We start from the raw sequence: 15,960 nt of genomic DNA, 5'->3' as shown, positions 1-15,960 counted from the left end.
CTGTGAAGTTATGCGGTCGCTCACAGGCACCGCAGTCCGCACTTCGGGGGACTGGCCCCCGTCCGGGGGTACACGATCTGTGAACTTGCACACTGCTGTGCACGATCGTACGATGGTCGCCGTGACCACCGCAGACCAGCCCGTGCGCGCCCCACGGCGTGACGCGACCGAGAACCGCGCCGCCCTGATCGAGGCCGCGAAGACCGTCCTGCAGCAGGACCCGGACGCGTCGCTCGAGACCATCGCGAGCGCCGCCGGGTTGTCGCGGCGTGCGGTCTACGGACACTTCCCGTCGCGGGACGACCTGGTCCGCGAGCTCGTCACCGCCGGTGCCGCCCGGATCGCCGCCGCCATGCCGACGACCTCGGACCTCGGGGTCCTGCCGCCGGCGTCGCGCCTGGCTGTGATCGCGGTCGCGCTCTGGTCCGAGGTGTCGCACGTCCGCTCGATGGCTCGGATCGCCGTGCGCTCGCCGTTCGCCGAGTCCGTGGCCGAGGTCTTCGCGCCGCTGCGGGCCCAGGTGCGCGAGGCGTGCGCGCTCGGGATCGCCGAGGGCTCGATGCGCGACGACGTCGACCCCGCCACGCTCGGCCGGCTGGTCGAGGGCGCGTGCATCACCGTCCTCGACGAGGCCACCCGCTCGGGCACCACCGACGAGGCCGGCCGGCGCATGGTCGTGCTGTCGGCCCTCGGCACCGCCGGGATCGACTGGCGGACGGCGCTGCTGTCCGAGCCGGTCGCTCCCGTGTCCCCCACCACCACGACCACCACCCCGGAGGCCCGCGCATGACGACGCTCGAACTCGACCACGTCGGCATCGGCGAGGACCCCGGCGCGGCGCTGCCCGTCGTGTCCGCCGTCGCCGGACCCGGGAGGCCCGGGGTCGTCGCCGTCGAGACCGAACAGGCACCCGTGCTCGCGTCGCTCGTCGCCGGCGGCCGGATGCAGCCCGAGGCCGGACGGGTGCTGCTCGACGGACGACCGGACGCGGGAGCGGTGCGCACGGCGTTCGCGCTCGTGGACACCCCCGGGGTCGCCGAGCCGTTCCCGGTGCTCACGCTGACCCAGGTCGTGCGCGAGGAGCTCGCGTTCGCCGGGCAGCGGCCCTCCCGCCGGCACGTCGACGCCGTGCTCGACGAGCTCGGGATGCGGGAGTACGCCGACACCGCCGTGCAGCGGGTCCCGACGGGCGTGCGGGTGCGGCTGCTGGTCGAGCTCGCGCTGCTGCGGGACGGGGTGACGGGCATCGTGCTCACCACCCCCGAGCGGCACGGGGGCGCCGTGGCGGAGTGGTTCGCGGTGGTGCGCGACGTCGCCCGGCGTGGCGTGACCGTCGTCGTCGTGACCTCCAAGGCGGCCGCGGCGACCGTCGAGCAGCTGCTCGACACCATCGGGACGGACACCGTGTCCGACCCGCACCAGACCGAGGGTCCCGACGACGTGACCGTGACCGACGGAGGCCCCACGAGCCTCCCGGCCGACACCGACCACCTGCCCACGGAGGCGACAGCGTGACCATCCCCTCGCTCATCCGCGCCGAACTCGCGCGGCTCACCGCGACACCGCTCGCACGCCTGGCGTTCATCGCCCTGATGATCGTGCCGCTGCTCTACGGCGGCGCCTACCTGTGGGCCAACCGCGACCCGTACGCCAAGCTCGACCAGGTCCCGGCCGCGATCGTCGACCAGGACGCCGGCGCGACCCTGGACGGCGAGCGCGTCGACTACGGCGAGGACGTCACGAAGGAGGCGCTCGACGGCGCCGACTTCAAGTGGACCGAGACCTCCGCGGCCGACGCACGCTCGGGCGTGCGCAACGGCACCTACGACTTCGTCGTGACCATCCCGCACGACTTCTCGGAGTCGCTCGTGTCGGCGCAGGGCGACGACCCGAAGCGCGCCGAACTCGTCATGACGACGGCGGACACCAACTCGTACCTGGCGTCCACCATCGCGGAGCAGGCCGGCAAGACCATGCGCACCGCCGTGGCGGAGCGGGTCGGGAAGCAGGCGGCGAAGACCCTGCTCGTCGGGCTCGCGGACGTGCGGGACAGCCTCGGCGACGCCGTCGACGGGGCGGGCCAGCTCGCGTCGGGGGCCACCTCGGCCGCCGACGGGGCCCGGCAACTCGCGTCCGGGACGGACCAGCTGTCGGCGGGTGCGTCGCAGCTCGCGTCAGGGACGGCCGAGCTGCCGTCGCAGACACGGCAGCTCGCGGACGGGGCCGGTCAGGTCGCGTCCGGGGCGTCGTCGCTGGCATCGGGACTCGCCGACGCGCAGCGGCAGACGGCGGACCTGCCGGCGCAGACGCAGCAGCTCGCCGGCGGTGCGAAGCAGGTGTCGGACAACCTGACGGCGTTGACCGCCAAGACCGACCCGGCGCTCCAGGCGCTGCAGACGGCGTCGCCGGACACCGTCACGGCCGCGATCACCCAGGCCGCCGCCGACCGCGGGGTCACCCTGACGCCGGAGCAGCAGGCCGTGGTCGCCGCGACCGTGCAGGCCCAGCTACAGGACGAGAAGACGCAGCAGCAGCTCGCCGACGCGAAGGCCGCGCTGCAGGGGCTCGACCAGCTCCGCGACGGGTCGCAGCAGGTGACGGACGGGGCCGCGCAGCTCGCCGCCGCCGCACCGACGCTGTCGAACGGGATCGCGTCCGCCGCGTCCGGGGCGTCGCAGCTGTCGACCGGCGCGTCGCAGGTCTCGGCCGGTACGTCGAAGCTCGCCGACGCCGCGCCCACGCTGTCTTCGGGTGCGTCGTCGCTCGCCTCCGGTGCCGCGTCGGCCGCGTCCGGTGCGTCGTCGCTGTCGTCCGGGGTGGACCAGCTCGAGAGCGGCTCGAAGGAGCTCGCGTCGAAGCTCGACCAGGGGCGCACGAAGATCCCGGCGTCCACGGCGTCCCAGCGGAACGCGCAGGCATCGGTCATCTCGGACCCCGTGAAGGTCGGTGACGACAACGTGGCCGCCGCGTCGAACTACGGTGCCGGCCTCGCGCCGTTCTTCATCTCGCTCGCAGCCTGGATCGGCATGTACGCGCTGTTCCTGATCCTCAAGCCGATCTCGAAGCGGGCGATCACGGCGGTGCGGAAGCCCCTGTCGGTGGTGCTCGGCGGCTGGCTGACGCCGGCGCTCCTCGGGGTGGTGCAGATGGCGGCGCTGTTCCTGATCGTGCGGTTCGCGCTCGACCTCGACGTGGTGCACGCCGGGTCGACGGTGGGCGTGATGGTCCTGGCCTCGGCGACGTTCGCGGCGATCATCATGGCGCTCAACGTGCTGCTCGGCTCGGTCGGTCAGTTCCTCGGGCTCGTGCTCATGCTCGTGCAGCTCGTGACCGCCGGTGGGACCTTCCCGTGGCAGACGCTGCCGGGGCCGTTGGCGGCGCTGCACTTCGCGCTGCCGATGACGTACTCGGTCGACGCCCTGCGGCAGACGATGTACGGCGGGTCGATGGGCGCGGTGTGGTCCGACGTCGGGGTGCTCGCGTGCTGGCTGCTCGGCGCGCTGCTGGTGTCCCTCGTGGTGACGGCCCGGCAGACCCGCACGCGGACGCTGCGCGACCTGCGGCCGAGCCTGATCGGGTAGCGGCGGGGCCCGGGCCGGCGGCCGGCGCCGGGCCGGCGGTGCCGCGCGGCGCTGCCGCTCCGCACAACCAGAAGCACGCCGTGCCGCGGAAGTCCGTGGCGCGGCGTGCTTCCCGTTGTGCGGGAGCACGCCGAACCACCGGGCCCGAGACAGGTGAGACAAGACCCCCGCACCCATGTCCTGACAACCGCGGAACGGCGCCCGCTACGATCGAGGGACACCACAGGAGGTCGACGGAGATCATGGGACACGGCACGCCCGCCAGCGCAGACGGCACGCCAGCGACGACGGAGCACAAGCCCGCCACCATCTACGACGTGGCCGCCCGTGCCGGGGTGTCGAAGTCCCTCGTCTCGCTCGTGCTGCAGCGCTCCCCCCGGGTGAGCGACCAGCGCCGACAGGCGGTCCTGACGGCCATCCAGGAGCTCGACTACCGCCCCTCGACCGCCGCGGTCTCGCTCGCCGGCACCCGGAGCCGCACGATCGGCGTCGTGCTCGACGACTTCCGGAACCAGTGGTTCGTCGACCTGCTGACCGGTCTGCGCGAGTCGCTCCAGGACCAGGGGCACCGCCTGGTGGTGGCGGACCGGTTCCTCAACACCGGCCTCGACGCCTCGCCGGTCGAGGGATTCCTGTCCATGCGAGTCGAGGGCATCGTCATCGCCGGCGAGCCCGACACCGACCTCGCGATCCCCGCGAGCATGCCCGTCGTGGTCGCCGGCGGTCGCGCGACCCTCCCCCGCGCCGACACCGTTGCCAACGACGACCGCGCCGGCGGCCGGATGGCCGCAGAGCACCTGCTGTCGCTCGGGCACACGCGCATCGGCTTCGTGGGCGCGAGCTCCGCCGCCTCCGCGGAGCGGCTGACCGGTCTGCGGACAGAGGTGCCGACGGTCGTCACGAGCGTGATGCGCGGCGAGCCCACCGAGGCCGCCGGCGCCCAGGCAGTCGGGCACCTGCTGGACGAACACCCCGACGTCACGGCGGTGTTCGCCGCGAACGACGTCATGGCGCTCGGTGCGCTGTCCGCCCTGGCCGACCGAGGCCTGCGCGTCCCCGAGGACGTGTCCGTGATGGGATACGACGACACCCCGCTCGCCGCCACCGCGTACGTGGCGCTGACGAGCATCGACGACCGGAGCGTGGAGATCGGCCGCGGCGCCGGGGAGCGGTTGCTCGCCCGCATCGCCGACCCGACCGCACCAGCGCAGGAGACCCTCGTCGAGCCCCGCCTGGTCGCCCGCCGGACGACCGCACGACGCTAGCCGCGGCGCTCGCCGCAGCGCGCCGCCCGCCTGGTCAGGAGGCCGGCAGCGCCGCGTGCTGCACGACCCACGCGTGCATGACGATCGCAGCCGCCGCCGAGGCGTTGATGCTCCGCGTCGACCCGAACTGCGTGATCTCGAGGTGTGCGTCCGCCCCCGCGACGGCCGCCTCGGTGAGCCCCGGCCCCTCCTGCCCGAACAGGAACACGCACCGCTCCGGGATCGCCGCCGTCTCGATGCGTTCGGCCCCCGGGGTGTTGTCGATCGCCACGACGGGTCGGCCCTCGTCGCGCATCGCCGCGAGGAACGCGTCGACGTCGGGGTGGTACCGGACGTGCTGGTACCGGTCGGTCACCATGGCCCCGCGCTTGTTCCACCGCCGCCGTCCGACGATGTGCACGGTCCCGGCCAGGAACGCGTTCGCGCTGCGCACGATCGACCCGATGTTCAGGTCGTGCTGCCAGTTCTCGATCGCCACGTCGAACCCGTGCCGACGGGTGTCGAGCTCGGCGACGATCGCGTCCATCGACCAGTAGCGGAACCGGTCGACGACGTTGCGGGTGTCCCCGGCGGCGAGGAGCTCCGGGTCCAGCCGCGGGTCGTCCGGCCACGGCTCGGGGTGCGGCCCGACGCCGTTGGTGGTCGCCTCGTGCGTCGGCGGCAGCTCCGGCGCGTGGTCGCCCCGGTGGGCCGGTCCCGTCGACGGGACCACGGGGTCGGACGGGAGGCGCTCGGTCACGCGACCAGCGTACGGTGCGTGCCCCGCGCCTCCCGTCCGGCGACCGGCGTCACCGCCGGCCGGACGCGGTCAGTACCCCGTCGGGTACTCGACCGTCGGGGCGCTCGCCGCGACCGCGACCAGCGCGATGACGAGGACCACGTACAGCAGGGTGATCACACCGCCGACGATGACGGCCGCGAGCGCGAGGCCGCGGCCGCCCTCGCCGCGCTTCCGGGTCTGCGACATCGCGACGAAGCCGAGGACGAACCCGACGATCGGCGCGACGAACGCCGCCACGAGGGCGATGATCGCGAGGGTGTTGGTGCGCGGCGGAGCAGCGGGCGCTGCTGCGTACGGCTGGTACTGGGGCTGGGGCTTCTGTTCTGACACGGCCAACGAGCCTAGGGTGACGCGGATTTCGTTGAGAAGTGCCAACCTACGTCGTGCCCGGGCGCAGGAACTCCTCCGGGTCCTGCCCCTTCCCGGTCGACGCGAAGATGCGCTTCCGGTCGCCGGGCCGCGCCGGGTCGTACAGCACCGTGACCGCGCGTCCGAGCTCCGGGCCCTCGCCGGGTGCGAAGCCCTCGGTCCGCTCCACCCAGCGCCGGACGCCCTGCAGGTCCACGAACGTGAACGTCCACCGCAGCAGGGTCCGCGCCGCGTCCGGTGTGGTCGCACCGCTGACGGCGGTGACCTCACCCGTGGTCCGGCTGCCCTGCTGCAGGACGTCGGTCAGGCGTGCGCGGCGGCTCCCCCGGCCCAGGCGCGTGACACCGCCGGCGACGCAGGCGAGCACGGCGAAGACCGTCACGAGCGCGGGGAGCAACCAGACGGTGGCGTACCAGACCCAGTCGCCGACACTCCAGGCCTGGTCGTGGCCGAACGTCGGGTCGACCTCGGTCCCGACGCGATCCGGGGCGGGCCACTGCGTCTGCGTCGTCCACCACAGGAACGCCGCGGCCCCGACGAGCCAGAGCGGCAGCACGCCGATGCCCGCGACGTCGCTGGTGCGACCGGACCAGCGGTGGTTCCAGCGGGTGTAGACCGCGGCGGCGACGAGCGTGCCGACGACCGCGACGGGGGCGGCCCACAGGGCGGTGTCCGGGTCGGGGCTGTGCGAGAACACGCTGTTCAGGTTCATCATCCGGAACACCAGGACGAACTGCCCGATCGCGGCGCCGCCGACCGCGCCGGCGGCGACGACGAGCAGGCCGCCGAGGACCGTCATCGCGAGGGCGAGGGGCGTCCGGCGGAAGCGGGCCTCGCGTTCGCGGCGGGCCTGCTGCGGGTCGACCGTGCTCACCGGTCTGCCTGGGGCGCTGCGGCTGCGTTCGTCGAGCGCACGCGTGCCTCGATCCCGCTGAGCAGGATCTCCAGGCCGAGCTCGAACCGCTCGTCGTAGGAGTGCTCGCCGAGGATCTCGCCGACGAGCCGGTGCCGCTCCGGACGCCCGGCGTCGGAGTCGCCCCGGCCGACCTGCACCCCGGCGTGCCCGACCACGAAGTCGTACACGACGAAGAACGCGTACATGGCGTCCCGCTCGCTCAGCCCGGCCTGCCGCAGGGCGCCGACGACCTTCGCCACGACGGCGTCGGACTCGGTCGAGGCCAGCGGGGCGCGCTGGCTGTGCGACTCGAGCACGAGCGGGTGCGTGTGCATGAGCTGCCGGAAGGTCCGGGCGAACACGCAGACCACCTGGCGCCAGTCGTCCGGCCAGACGAAGGTCGCGGTGAACTCGTCGACGGTGCGGCGGACGAGCTCGGCGTGCAGGTCGTCCAGGCCGCCGATGGTCCGGTGCACGGTCATCGGGGCGACGCCGAGGCGGGCGCCGAGGGCGCGGAAGGACAGGCGGTCGAGGCCCTCCTCGTTCGCGATGGCCGTCGCGGCGTCGACCACCTGGTCGCGGCTCAGCACGTTCGGCCGGCCGCGGCGGCGCGGGGCGGGCTTCTCACCCGCCGCCGCTGACTGCTCGCGTTCCGTTGCCGGGCTGGCCGTGGTCGGGCGGGGTGCGGCGCTGGGGGTGCCAGGGTCGACGAGCACGGAAGGGCCTCCTGATCTGGATCCGGTACGTGTACGGAAAAGCCTAGGGCAAAGCCGAACGCCGCTCGGTGTCCGGTCGGCCAGTGCTCGGTGGCCGACCGGCTGCCGAGCGCTCCCGGTACCCTGGGCGCATGGCGACCCGCGACGACGTCGAGTGCTGGCTGACCGACATGGACGGCGTGCTCGTCCACGAGAACCAGGCGCTCCCGGGCGCCCCCGAGCTCATCCAGCAGTGGCTCGACGAGGGCACCGAGTTCCTCGTCCTGACGAACAACTCGATCTTCACGCCGCGGGACCTCAGCGCCCGCCTGCGGAGCTTCGGCCTGCACGTGCCCGAGGAACGCATCTGGACGAGCGCCCTGGCGACGGCCGACTTCTGTCGCTCCCAGATGCCCGGCGGCTCGGCGTTCGTGATCGGCGAGGCCGGCATGACCACCGCCCTGCACGAGGCCGGGTTCATCATGACCGAGACCGCGCCGGACTACGTGGTGGTCGGCGAGACGCGGAACTACTCGTTCGAGGCGATCACGAAGGCCGTCCGGCTCATCCGCGACGGTGCCCGGTTCATCGTGACGAACCCGGACGCGACCGGACCCTCAGCCGAGGGGGTCCTGCCGGCCACGGGTGCGATCGCCGCGATGATCGAGAAGGCCACCGGGAAGCAGCCGTACGTCGTGGGCAAGCCGAACCCGATGATGTTCCGGTCGGCGATGAACCGGATCGGGGCGCACTCCGAGAACACGGGCATGATCGGCGACCGGATGGACACCGACGTGCAGGCCGGCATCGAGGCGGGGCTGCACACGGTGCTCGTCCTGACCGGCATCAGCGACCAGGCCGAGATCGACCGCTACCCGTTCCGCCCGAGCGAGGTCATCACGGGCGTCCACGAGCTCGTCCGTCCCGAGCCCGTCGAGGTCGAGATGTAGCGAGGGCGCCGCCCGGCCCGCGCCTCACTCCACCGTGACGAGCGTGCCGAGCGGCAGGGCGTCCACCGCCGCCACCGCCTCGGCGGACAGCCGGACGCACCCGTGCGACACCGCACCCGAGGTCGTGGCGTTCCAGTGCAGCCCGATCAGCCCGCCGTCGTGCCCGCCGTACGGCTCGTCGGCGGCGCTCGAGTGCAGCGAGGTGAGCTGGATCGGGTGGTCGCCGGTGCCCTGCGACGGGTCGACGTACCGCTGCTCCAGGTAGCCCGTGACCCCGGTCGGCGTCGGGGTGTCCGCCGTCCCGACGCCCGCGGCGAAGTGCTGCTGCACCGCTCCGGTCGACGCCGAGACGATCGACACGGACTGCTCCTTCGTCGAGATCACGACGCGCGAGGTCGGCGACGGTGCCGCCGTCAGCAGGGCCGTCGGCACCCACGCCGCGGTCTGCGCCGCGGCACCGCCGGCTCCGGCGGCCGAGGGCAGCTGCCGCCGCGCGGGCGTCAGCACGAGCTCCCACGGGCCCTGCCGTCGCACACCGACGACCGTGGTCGGCTGCTGCAGGAAGTCGTCCTTCGCGAGCCGCGCCACGGGGGCGGTCCGAGCGTCACCGAACAGCGGGGCGTCGGCGGTCAGGTGGAACACGTCGACCGAGGTGGTCGTCCGGTCCCACGGGAGCAGCCCGCCGATCACGGCCGAGTACTGCGCCTCGGGCAGGGCGGCGAGCGCCGCGGCGTCGACGGACGGAACGCTCGGCGCCGAGGTCGCGGACGCCGTGGCCGCGCGGGTGGTGCCGGCCGCGGGGGCGGGTCCGCCGCCGACCAGGAGCGGGAGGGCGATCGCGGCCGCCGCGACGGCGGCGGCGACGCCGCCGACGGTGGTCCAGAGGGTGGTGCGCTGCACGGGGTGTCTCCCGGTGTGGGGGTGGTGGGGAGGACGGACGGGAGGTGCGGTGCGGGCGGGCACCGCGCCTCCCCTCCGTCAGGGGTGTGCGTCAGCCGCTGACGACGGGCAGGTGCACGCCGACCGGGACGGTGCCGGCTGCGCCGGCCGTTCCCGAGCCGCCGGTCGTTCCCGAGCCGCCGGTCGTTCCCGAGCCGCTGGCCGCCGCGGTCACCGTGATGCCGAGCGGCGACACGAGCACCGAGGCCTCCGACGCGTCGACCAGGTCGAGCGTGTGCGATCCCGCTGCGGTCCCCGCGGGAATCGTGACGGAGCCGGTCGCGGTGCCGTCGGCGCCGACCGTGAGCGTGCCGACCGTGACCGGGTCGGAGTGCAGCACGACCTGGAGCGTGGCGCCGGCGGCCAGGCCGGTGCCGCGGAGGGCGATGGCGCTGCCGGCCTGGACCGTGGTGCCCTGCGGGGCGGTCAGCACGCCGGAGACGACGGTCGCCGTCCCACCCGTGGACAGCACCTTCGCGCTTCCGTCGGCCTGGATCGCGACCGTGGCGCTCGTCGCCGCGGCGAGGTCGAGCCGCTCCCACGAGCCGTTGGCGGACCCCGTCTGGTCGAGCGGGTAGCCCGAGTCGATCTCGGTCTGCGCGAGCACAGCGGTGCGCTGCGCGTCGGTCAGCGTCGGGAACGCCGTGAGGAGCAGGTTCGACGCGCCGGCCGGCACGGATGGGGCCTGGCCCGCGACGCCCGTGCGGGCGAAGCCGTAGGTGAGGCGCTCGTGGTAGACCGACACGGCCGATGCACGGTCGGTGACGACCTGCGCGGTGCCGCCGGGCATCGCCTGGCCGCCGTAGGGGTCGTCCGTGTAGGGCTTCTCGGCGGCGATGCAGGACGCCAGGGTCCCGCCGCACTGCGCCTCGAGGTACTTGACGAGCTCGGCCCGGGCGGGCTCGAGGACCTGCGTGCGGTACTGCGTGTCCGACCAGCGGGTGGCGAGGGCGGCCTCGCCGTCGATGCGTCCGCCCATGATGTCGAGCGGGTAGTGCACGCCGAGGACGATGCGGTCGTTGCCGGCCTCCGAGGTGCGGGCGAGGATCTCCGGCGCGAGCTCGGGGACGAGCGTGGCGAGGGTGATGCCGGCCTGGTACGCCGTGGTGGTGTGCCCGGACGGGTACGAACCGCCGGTGCAGATGCCCTTCTGGCCGTAGCCGGCGTCGAGCACGACGTCGTTCGGCGAGAACTCGTGCGTGGTGTCCGTCGTGGCGGGCACGCGCGTGATCGTGAGGTTGCCCTTCGCGTCCGCCCACGCCTTGCCGGTGCGGTTCGCGGCGAGCGACGACGCGTTCACGGTCGCCGGGTTGCAGTTCACCTGGTCGTCCCCGGCGGGCAGCGTCGCCGCGGGGTCGGACGGCAGGTAGGGCCGCGGGTAGCTGAAGTGCGCCTTGGCCGCTCCGGTGCCGACGTAGGCGCCGCTCGTGCCGTTCGAGGAGTTGATGAGGGCGTTCGTCAGCGGCAGCGAACCGTCCAGGCGGCCCTTGACGAACAGCTTGCCGAGCACGTCGCCGAGGCCCTGCGAGACCGTGAACGACTGGTCGTACGCGGTGTTCGTCGCGTTGTTGTACTCGGCGTCCTGCAGCGCCGTGAACTGCTGCGCCTTCGTGGCGTGCTGGTTGATCCAGCTCGTCAGCTCGTCGTTCTTCGCGAGCGTCGCACCGTCGTCGACGGTGCCGTGGAGGTTGTTCGTCCCCGTCGAGGTCCAGTACTGGTCGTAGCCGTTCAGCAGGCTGATCAGGTTCGGCGGGGTGGAGTCGCTCGGGTACGTCGTCGCGGCCTGGGCGACGAGCGGTGACCCGATCACGAGGGCGGTCGCGACCGTCGCGACGGTCACCCCGCGGAGTGAGGTTCTGCGCATGTGTGGTGGTCGCCCGCGGGCGACGCCCCTTTCCTCGATGTACCGGTGTGGAAACACCGCGACGCTAAGGAGGGGTGGTTGCCGGTGGGGGAACGATCCCCCTCCAGCGGGTGAACCGGACCGCAGGCTGTGGGCATTCGCAGCGTCGGGCGGCCGGCGCGCGGGCCGACCGGGCGGTCCGTCACGTGGGCCGTCGATCCGTCCGTCGGTGGTTCAGACCCCGGCCTGGAGGCTCGGCTCGGCTCCCCGCCCCGCGTCCACCCCGGCGGGCGGCACGTCCCGCCACCGGCGCCGCAGGCGGCGCGGCCGGTCGTCACGCCATGCGACCAGCCCGCCGGCGACGAGCCCGAGGGCGAGTACGCCGAAGGACACGAGGCCGACGATCCCGACGGGCAGGAGTCGGCCGAGGTCCGTCGTGTCGACCGTGGCGGACACCGCGATCGACCCGAAGTCCCAGAAGGCGTGGAGCAGCACGGGCAGCAGCAGGTTCCCCGTCAGCCGACGTGCCAGGTACAGCGTCGAGCCGAACGAGGCCGCGAACCCCACCTGCAGCAGGGTCGCGCCGACGGCTGCCCCGGCGAGGACGTTGAGCAGGTGCAGGAGCCCGAACAGCACGCACGAGGCGATCCACACACCGAACTCGGGCAGCCGGCGCCGGAGCCCGACGAGCAGGACCCCGCGGGTGAGCAGCTCCTCGAACACCCCGACGAACAGCACGCCGAGGGTGAGCAGCACGAAGTACCGGACCGGGAGCGCCGACCAGTCGACGAGCGGCAGCCGCGCGGCGCACACCACGGCGATCAGCACGACGGTCACCGAGGTCCACCGCAGCGGGGTCCGGTCGTGGTCGACCGCCGCGCCAGGCCACCAGCCGAGGGCGGTCACGTACACGCAGAGCACGAGCACCGCGATGCTCTCGGGCAGCACGAGGGCGTGCACGACGCTGTCGACCGTCTGGCCGAGCGTGGCGTAGTCGTCGCTCGGTCGGGACCGCCAGGCACTGACCGCGGCGAACGCGACGAGCGGCAGCAGCCCGAGCAGGAGCGACGACGGGACCGGCCAGCGCGGACGGCGACGGCGCACGGGCTCGGTCGAGGTCACGTCCCGTTTGTACCATTGACCCATGCGGCTCCCCTCCCTCAGCACCATGGCCGAGGACTACGTGAAACTCGTGTGGAAGGCCGGGGAGCGCGGCGGGCAGGGGCTCGCGACCCGGGACATCGCCGCGTCGCTCGGGGTCTCGGCATCGACGGTGTCGGGGAACCTCCGGAAGCTCGACCGCGATGGTCTGATCGAGCACACCCCCTACTACGGCGTCGTGCTCACCCCGCTCGGGCAGCAGGTCGCCGTGGCGATGGTCCGGCGGCACCGGCTGATCGAGACGTTCCTGGTGCAGCGGCTCGGGTACTCGTGGGACGAGGTGCACACCGAGGCCGAGGCCCTGGAGCACGCCGTGTCGGAGACGTTCCTCGAGCGGGTCGACGCCGACCTCGGGCACCCGACGCACGACCCGCACGGCGATCCGATCCCCGCCGCGGACGGCACCGTCCCGGCGTCACCGGGCACGCTGCTCGGGTCCGTGGAGCCCGGCTCGTGCGGGGTCGTCGACCGGGTGTCCGACGACGACCCGTCCCTGCTGCGGTACTTCGACGAGCTCGGGGTCGGGCTCGGGACGCACCTGCGCGTGGAGCGGGTCCGGGACTACGCGGGCGTGATCGCCGTCACCCGTCGGTCCGCCGACGGCGCGGAGTCCCTCGTCGACCTGCCGGCGGCCGCGGCGAGCGCCATCTGGCTGACGCCCGACCCGCACTGATCAGCGCGGGCGCCGCCGAGTGCCCCACATCGGTCACCCTCGCCGGCGCGGCCCGACGACCTCTGCAGGCTCGACGGAACGCACGCGGCGTGTCCCGCCCGCTCGTGCTGCCGGAGACGACGACACGCGCCGCACTCTCCGTCGAGGTGCCGAGATTCCGGCATCTCGACGCGTCACGCGGCCGCCCGTGGAACCTCGGCGTCCCGCCGAGGGCGAGTCTCGGCACCTCGGCGCTCACGCTCGGGCCGGTCCCCGGTCCCCGGTCCCGGTCCCCTGCCCGCCGAGCGCCCCACATCTGGCACGCTCGGCGGAGCAACCCGACGACTTCTGCTCGCTCGACGGAACGCACGCGGCGTGTTCCGCCCGCTCGCGGCCCCGGGAAGCGGCGCACTCGTGCCGGGAAGTGCCGCACCCGCAGCCCCGAGCAACACCCGTCAGGTGCGGACCGCCGCGGCCCCCGCCCGCCGGAACGGCGCCGCGAGCGTCGGCAGGATCGACGACCGGTGCACCCAGAACACCACGAGGGCCGCGACGAGGTGCACCACGCTCAACACCCACCGCCCGCTCGTGTCCGTGACGACGAACTGCACCGCGAACAGCGCCACGAGGGCGATCGCCGACCACCGGTGGAAGCGCAGCGCGATGATGATCGCGACCCCGAGCACGGTCTGCGACGCGGTGAGCATGAACTCCTCGACCTGCCGGCCGTCGAGCGGCAGCCCGCCCGTGGTCCCACCGCCGAGCACGTGCGCGATCGGCAGCGACCCGACGAGCAGCGACCACTGGTTGACCTTCGACGCGATGAGCGTCCCGATCGCGGCGCCACCCATCCCGCGCAGGGCGAAGAGCGCGGCGACGATGAACTCGGGCGCCTCGGTGGCGAGCGGCGCGAGCCACTGCACCAGGAAGTAGCTGTCGATGCCGAGCGCGCTGCCCGAGGCGACCAGGGCCTCGGCGAAGGGCTCCGCCGACGACAGGATGACCGCGGCGGCGACGACGAACAGCGCGACGATCGTCCAGCGACGGGCCCGCGTCGGCATCGAGGCGATGTTGCCGGCCATCCCGACCATCTCCTCGTCCTCGTCGTCCCCGTCGGACACCTTCGACGCGCGCCACAGGTAGGCGACGAACGCGGCGAGCAGCACGAACCCGAACCACATCGGGATGGAGCCCATCAGCGGGATGAGGAACGCGACGACCGCCAGGAGCGCCAGGAAGCCGATGTCGAGCCGCGAGGACGTCTCGAGCTGCAGCACCTTCGTCGCCGAGGCGGGCAGGGAGCCGGCCTTGACGGAGCGACGGGCGACGAGCAGCGAGAGGATCACGACGAGCGGCCAGCCGAACCCGAGCAGCAACCGGTTCGAGCCGGTCATGTTCGCGGCGGCGAACTGCTCGTAGGCGGGATCGTAGCCGGAGCGGAACGCGTAGTACAGGTCGACGGCGTACTCGGGCAGCACGGCGATGAGCGCCAGGATCGCGATGGCGAGCGCACCGGAGATGTCCTTCTGCGCGGCCTCGGCGGCCCAGGCGAGCAGGAACGAGGCAGCGACGACCGCCCCGCCGAAGACGAGCAGGTCGACGACGGCGTTCGGCGCGAAGCCCGTCACACGGAAGACGACAGCGGGCAGGGCGAGCACGATGCAGATCGCGATGCGGCCCCAGGCGCTGCGGCCCATCCGGGGTGCGTGTGCCCGCTCGGTGGCGGTGGGCGTGGAGGTGTCGATCACGGGGTGGTCCCTTGGTCGGGCCGCACCGGAGCACAGGGGTGGGAGCGCTTCGGCACGACAGAACGGCCGAAGGTCTCGCTCGCCCGCCGGGTGGGACCGGACGGGTGGTGCACCGGGCCGATCGTCGTGATGGCCAGTGTGTCGACGCACGCGCTGGGAGCTACTCCCCTTCGCCCACCACCCTGCCCGTCCCGATCCGCACGTGCAAGCCGATCGGGCCTGTTCGGCGACCCGAATCCGGGTGTTCCCCGGCCCGCCCCGGAACCCCGGGAACCGGTCGCGGCGACCCGCACCGCACGACACGCGCGGCCCGACGAGTGCGGCCCGACGAGTGCGGCCCGACACAGGGGCCCCAGGGACGGACGGGAGGCACGGGGCGGGCCCGCCACGTGCCTCCCGTCCGTCAGGTGGTCAGCCGGACGCGCGCTTGCCGCGTCCCAGCGCCATCTCGCGTCGTGCGCGCTCGACGGCGAGCGCCGACCCGGCGTCCGGGTCGGCGAGGAGGCGCTCGGTGTCCGCGACGTGCTCGCGGACGGCGTCCCCGCGACGCTCGGCCGCCTCGGTGAGGACGGGTCCCGCGACCTCCGGACCGAGGGAGGCGAGCGCGCGGCTCAACGCGAGCCGACGCTCGCGGTCGCCGGAGCCGAGCTCCCGGGCGAGCCGACGGGCCAGCGCCGGGCGCTCGCTCTCCGGTGCGAGCAGCGCGGCCGCGCGCCAGGCGGTCCGGGCGACGCCGGGGTCCGGGTCGCCGAGGGCATCGGCCACGGCCGGGTACACCGAGGCATCGCGGATCTTCGAGAGGGTGTGGAGCGCCTGTGACCGGGCCTGCGCCTCCGGTCGGTGCAGCTGCTCGACGAGCCGCGGCACGGTCAGCTCGGCCGGCAACCGGACCAGCGACCACGTCAGCGCCTCGCGCACCTGCAGGTCCGGGTCGACAGCGCAGCGCTCGAGCAGCAACTCGAGGTCGGCCGGGTCCGCCGCGGTCCCGAGGGCCATCACGGCGCGCAGGCGCACGGAGGAGCGGGGGTCGGTGAGGGCGTCGGCGGTGGTGGTCATCCCCTCATGGAACACCCTGCCACCG

15 protein-coding genes are annotated in these 15,960 nt (G+C 73.7%); 6 read left to right on the top strand and 9 right to left on the bottom strand.

Translation table 11 applies throughout. The features are described from left to right. Positions 1 to 121 precede the first annotated feature (121 nt). The 4 genes from FB462_RS03585 to FB462_RS03570 all read left to right on the top strand — a co-directional run bounded on the left by FB462_RS03585 (position 122) and on the right by FB462_RS03570 (position 4,846). Positions 122 to 790, top strand: a complete 669-nt coding sequence (locus FB462_RS03585) for a TetR/AcrR family transcriptional regulator (RefSeq protein ID WP_114850427.1) — start codon at positions 122 to 124, stop codon at positions 788 to 790. Further along, entirely contained in the window at positions 787 to 1,515 is a 729-nt protein-coding gene (locus tag FB462_RS03580) for a hypothetical protein (RefSeq protein WP_141860219.1), read from the top strand. Before FB462_RS03585 ends, FB462_RS03580 begins: the two co-directional genes overlap by 4 nt. Then, entirely contained in the window at positions 1,512 to 3,581 is a 2,070-nt protein-coding gene (locus FB462_RS03575) for a YhgE/Pip domain-containing protein (RefSeq protein ID WP_141860217.1), read from the top strand. Before FB462_RS03580 ends, FB462_RS03575 begins: the two co-directional genes overlap by 4 nt. A gap of 242 nt (positions 3,582 to 3,823) precedes the next feature. Further along, positions 3,824 to 4,846, top strand: a complete 1,023-nt coding sequence (locus tag FB462_RS03570; protein ID WP_114850265.1) for a LacI family DNA-binding transcriptional regulator — start codon at positions 3,824 to 3,826, stop codon at positions 4,844 to 4,846. A gap of 34 nt (positions 4,847 to 4,880) precedes the next feature. Here the strand turns inward: FB462_RS03570 and FB462_RS03565 are convergent, their stop codons facing one another. The 4 genes from FB462_RS03565 to FB462_RS03550 form a co-directional block, all read right to left on the bottom strand. Further along, entirely contained in the window at positions 4,881 to 5,558 is a 678-nt protein-coding gene (locus FB462_RS03565) for a TrmH family RNA methyltransferase (RefSeq protein WP_373286867.1), read from the bottom strand. 96 nt (positions 5,559 to 5,654) lie between these two features. Beyond that, positions 5,655 to 5,957 (bottom strand): DUF4190 domain-containing protein, encoded by a 303-nt coding sequence (locus tag FB462_RS03560; RefSeq protein WP_114850266.1) that lies wholly within the window; start codon positions 5,955 to 5,957, stop codon positions 5,655 to 5,657. Positions 5,958 to 6,003: 46 nt separating this feature from the next. Further along, positions 6,004 to 6,870, bottom strand: coding sequence for a DUF3592 domain-containing protein (locus FB462_RS03555; RefSeq protein WP_141860215.1), 867 nt, complete (start codon positions 6,868 to 6,870; stop codon positions 6,004 to 6,006). Beyond that, on the bottom strand, positions 6,867 to 7,607 hold the full coding sequence (locus FB462_RS03550) for a TetR/AcrR family transcriptional regulator C-terminal domain-containing protein (RefSeq protein WP_141860213.1): 741 nt from the start codon (positions 7,605 to 7,607) through the stop codon (positions 6,867 to 6,869). The genes FB462_RS03555 and FB462_RS03550 overlap by 4 nt, the downstream gene beginning before the upstream one ends. A gap of 131 nt (positions 7,608 to 7,738) precedes the next feature. Here FB462_RS03550 and FB462_RS03545 point away from each other — a divergent pair, with 131 nt between their 5' ends. Then, complete coding sequence (locus FB462_RS03545; RefSeq protein WP_141860210.1) at positions 7,739 to 8,536, top strand: HAD-IIA family hydrolase; 798 nt, start codon at positions 7,739 to 7,741, stop codon at positions 8,534 to 8,536. Between the two features lie 24 nt (positions 8,537 to 8,560). Here FB462_RS03545 and FB462_RS03540 read toward each other — a convergent pair whose 3' ends face one another. The 3 genes from FB462_RS03540 to FB462_RS03530 all read right to left on the bottom strand — a co-directional run bounded on the left by FB462_RS03540 (position 8,561) and on the right by FB462_RS03530 (position 12,440). Next, the gene (locus FB462_RS03540; protein ID WP_114850269.1) at positions 8,561 to 9,436 is read right to left on the bottom strand and encodes a L,D-transpeptidase; all 876 of its coding nucleotides are present in this window, start codon (positions 9,434 to 9,436) and stop codon (positions 8,561 to 8,563) included. 91 nt (positions 9,437 to 9,527) lie between these two features. Further along, positions 9,528 to 11,339 (bottom strand): phosphatase PAP2 family protein, encoded by a 1,812-nt coding sequence (locus FB462_RS03535; protein WP_141860208.1) that lies wholly within the window; start codon positions 11,337 to 11,339, stop codon positions 9,528 to 9,530. 213 nt (positions 11,340 to 11,552) lie between these two features. Next, a complete protein-coding gene (locus FB462_RS03530; RefSeq protein ID WP_167509989.1) occupies positions 11,553 to 12,440 on the bottom strand; it encodes a CPBP family intramembrane glutamic endopeptidase in 888 nt (295 codons plus the stop codon). Positions 12,441 to 12,462: 22 nt separating this feature from the next. On the opposite strand from FB462_RS03530, the gene FB462_RS03525 reads away from it, so the two are divergent. Next, positions 12,463 to 13,152, top strand: a complete 690-nt coding sequence (locus FB462_RS03525; RefSeq protein WP_114850272.1) for a metal-dependent transcriptional regulator — start codon at positions 12,463 to 12,465, stop codon at positions 13,150 to 13,152. A 434-nt stretch (positions 13,153 to 13,586) separates the two neighbouring features. On the opposite strand, the gene FB462_RS03520 is transcribed toward FB462_RS03525, so the two are convergent. Both FB462_RS03520 and FB462_RS03515 read right to left on the bottom strand, forming a co-directional pair. Next, complete coding sequence (locus FB462_RS03520) at positions 13,587 to 14,879, bottom strand: sodium:proton exchanger (protein ID WP_208738887.1); 1,293 nt, start codon at positions 14,877 to 14,879, stop codon at positions 13,587 to 13,589. 411 nt (positions 14,880 to 15,290) lie between these two features. Continuing rightward, positions 15,291 to 15,935 carry a HEAT repeat domain-containing protein gene (locus tag FB462_RS03515; protein ID WP_141860206.1) on the bottom strand — a complete coding sequence of 215 codons (645 nt, stop codon included), beginning with the start codon at positions 15,933 to 15,935 and terminating at the stop codon, positions 15,291 to 15,293. Between the last annotated feature and the right edge of the window lie 25 nt (positions 15,936 to 15,960).

The organism is Curtobacterium citreum (assembly GCF_006715175.1).
GTDB lineage: Bacteria > Actinomycetota > Actinomycetes > Actinomycetales > Microbacteriaceae > Curtobacterium > Curtobacterium citreum.
This window is presented reverse-complemented; position numbering and strand designations above follow the sequence as displayed.